Annotated in this window: 2 protein-coding genes; one reads left to right on the forward strand and one right to left on the reverse strand. The window is 76.4% G+C overall.

The genetic code is table 11. From position 1 onward, the window contains the following. A partial coding sequence (locus C6N75_RS29275; protein WP_146132719.1) for a CAP domain-containing protein occupies positions 1-383 on the forward strand: 383 nt, incomplete at its 5' end. Positions 384-406: 23 nt separating this feature from the next. On the opposite strand, the gene C6N75_RS29280 is transcribed toward C6N75_RS29275, so the two are convergent. Continuing rightward, positions 407-2,803 (reverse strand): polysaccharide lyase 8 family protein, encoded by a 2,397-nt coding sequence (locus C6N75_RS29280; protein ID WP_105871857.1) that lies wholly within the window; start codon positions 2,801-2,803, stop codon positions 407-409. Positions 2,804-2,806 lie beyond the last annotated feature (3 nt).

Genomic DNA, 2,806 nt, shown 5'->3' on the forward strand with positions numbered 1-2,806 from the left:
CCCCGGCCCCGCCCGGCCCGCTGCTCGTCGGCGAGGTCAACCGCCTGCGCGCCGCCAACGGCTGCCCCGGACTGCGCACCGACGCCCGGCTGACCGAGATCGCCCAGCGGCACGCCGCGGACATGGCGGCCCGCGGCCACGTCGGCCACACCGACTCCACCGGCCGCGACACCGGCGAGCGGGTGCGGGCCGCCGGCTACCTCTGGTCCGCCGTCGGCGAGACCGTCGCCCACGGGCAGGAGGACCCGGCCGAGGTCGCCGCCGAGTGGCGGCGCACCCGCCAGACCGCGCTGAACACCTGCGACTTCGTCCACACCGGGATCGGCGTCGCCGACTCGCCGGACGGCCCCTACTGGGTCCAGGTCCTGGCCACCCCGCAGTAGGGCCCCGCCGGAGCCCGCAGCGGTCAGCCGAGGCGTACCACCGCCCGGTGGACCGCGCCCCGGGCGCCGGAGGCGATCCGCAGCCTCAGCGCCGCGCCGGTGGAGAGCACCTGGACCGAGGGGTCGTGGGAGGCGACCGAGGCGACCGCGCGGTTCCAGGTGACGTCGATCGCCGCGCCGTCCCGCAGCGGGCCGCAGACGCACACGGCGGCGCTCGCACCGGTCTCCCGGACGAGCACGGAGGCGGGCGCGCTCGCCGCCAGCGGGCCGACCGCGCCGGCGGTCCACAGGTTCGCGGCGGTCAGCCCGAGCGAGGGGACGCGCACCCCCTGCCGGTCGCCGGTGTTGGCGAGCACGGTCAGCCAGCCCGTGTCGGCGGCCCGGGCCGCGGTGGCGGCCGCGGTGGCGCCCGGCAGCAGCAGATAGGCGTAGGAGGCGGCAGCCGGGTCGGCGCCGTGGTCGAAGAACATCGTCAGATAGCGGCGGGTGAGCGCGGTGGGGTCCGCGTTCTTGTTGATGGCGGACCAGGCGCCGGTGCGCTCCTGGCGCAGCGCCTTGACGGTCGCGCCGCCGGGGAAGACATAGCCGGCGTGCCCGGCCAGGTGCGCCCAGCGGGCCCCGGTGAGGGTGGCGCTCCAGCCCGGGGCGGTGGACTGGGTGGAGCCGTCCACGGTGAAGGCGTGCACGCCGTTCGCGCCGAGGTTGCGGTTCTCCACCACCGACTCGACGCCTGCGCCGTCGGCGGCCTGGATGCCCGCGCCCAGGCACACGATCGCATCGTCCAGGAAGAACCACGACGTGCGGGCGGTGAGGGTGGAGGACAGGCCCTTCAGGTGCTGGCCGACGGCGGCGTACACGCCGTCGGTGGCGCCGCCGACCCACTCCACCGCCGGGCGGGCCGCGCCCCAGGCCCCGCCGGCCGCGTCGGCCAGCGCCTTGCGCGACGCGGTGGTGCCGGGCAGCCGGTAGGGGTCCACGGTGGGCCAGAAGTCGTCGGTGTACTGGCCGTTGGCGAAGTCGCCGCCCCACCAGTAGAGCATTCCTGAGCCGGTGTGCCAGCCGCGCAGGTGCTCGCCGTTGCCGGTCTCGTAGTAGGCGATCCGCTCCGAGGCCATCGACAGGCAGGCGGCCCAGCCCGGGCGGCGGTGCACGGCCCGGTCCATGCCGGCGAACAGCCGGTGCCCGGCCGGCTCGGGGGCGCGCTCGCCGCCGGCCGCCGCCAGCGTCCGCAGCCTGGCCAGTTGGGCCACGGTCAGCGCGGAGCCGGTGAGGACGGGGCTGTAGTAGTCGCGGGCGATCCAGCCGCGGACCATCGCCTCCCAGCGGCTCCTCTCGGCGGCCGGCGCGGTGGTGGCCAGCAGCGCGATGGCGGCGATGATGCCGTGGCCGCGGGTGTGGTCGTCCTGGTGCAGCCCGCGCACGTCGTTCCTCAGCACGCCCCGGCTGACCGCGCGCCCGGAGACGGCGTCCATGGCCAGGCCGTTGAAGAGGAAGGGCGCGTACGCCTTCTCCACCGAGTCGGACACGGTCTGCCGGCCCGCGTCGGTGACCTCCCACGCGGAGCCCTCGAGCAGGGCGAACAGCAGGGCCAGACCGCCGAGCAGCACCGCCCCGTAGGAACCCGCGTAGGGCACGTGGCCGTGCTGGATGAAGCTGCCGTCGGCGTACAGGCCGTCGCCCGAGGTGACGTACGGGAAGACCGGCGCGAGCGCGTCCCGGGCGAGCGCCGTCTTGGCGGGCGTCTTGCCGATCACTCCGCGGAGGGCCAGCACCCGGCACAGGTCGACCCGGTTGGCGCCGGTGGAGGTGCCGGTGTAGCCCGCCACCGCGCTGTCGGGGACGAAGTGGTCGATCGCGGCGGTGTGCGCGGCGATCCGGGCCGCGCCCAGGTGCTCGTACAGCAGCACGTCGATGTCGAGCAGCGCCTGCGGGACGCCGATCTGCCAGTTGTACCAGTTGCCCCAGCGGGCCTGGCCGGCCCGGTACGCCTGGTCGTGCAGGTGGTCCAGGCCGGTGAGGACCGCGGTGCGCAGGGCGGCGTCGCCGGTGGAGCCGGTGCCGGGCTGGGCGTACGCCTCGGCCATGGTGCGCAGCCGGCTGTAGCTCGTCTGGAGGTTCTCGGAGTGGGCGTACGACTCGGGGTCGGTGTCCGGTTCGGGGTCGGCGTATCCCAGACCGGGCCAGAGCGAGCCGTCCGCCGGGGCCATCTCCGTACGCAACCGGCGTGCGGTGCTGCCGAGTTCGGCGAGGCGGGTGGCGTACGGCGCGGCGGCCGGGTCGAAGCCGCCGCCGAGGATCAGGCTCCGCCAGGTGGCGCGGAGGGTGTCGAAGGCGTCGGCGGCGCGGGCGGGAGCGGGGGCGGCGGCGGCCCCGGTGGGCGGCAGGGCGGCGGCGCTCGCGCCGGCCGCGCCGGCCAGCAGGAC

The sequence above is a fragment of the Streptomyces solincola genome (assembly GCF_002982015.1).
Lineage (GTDB): Bacteria > Actinomycetota > Actinomycetes > Streptomycetales > Streptomycetaceae > Streptomyces > Streptomyces solincola.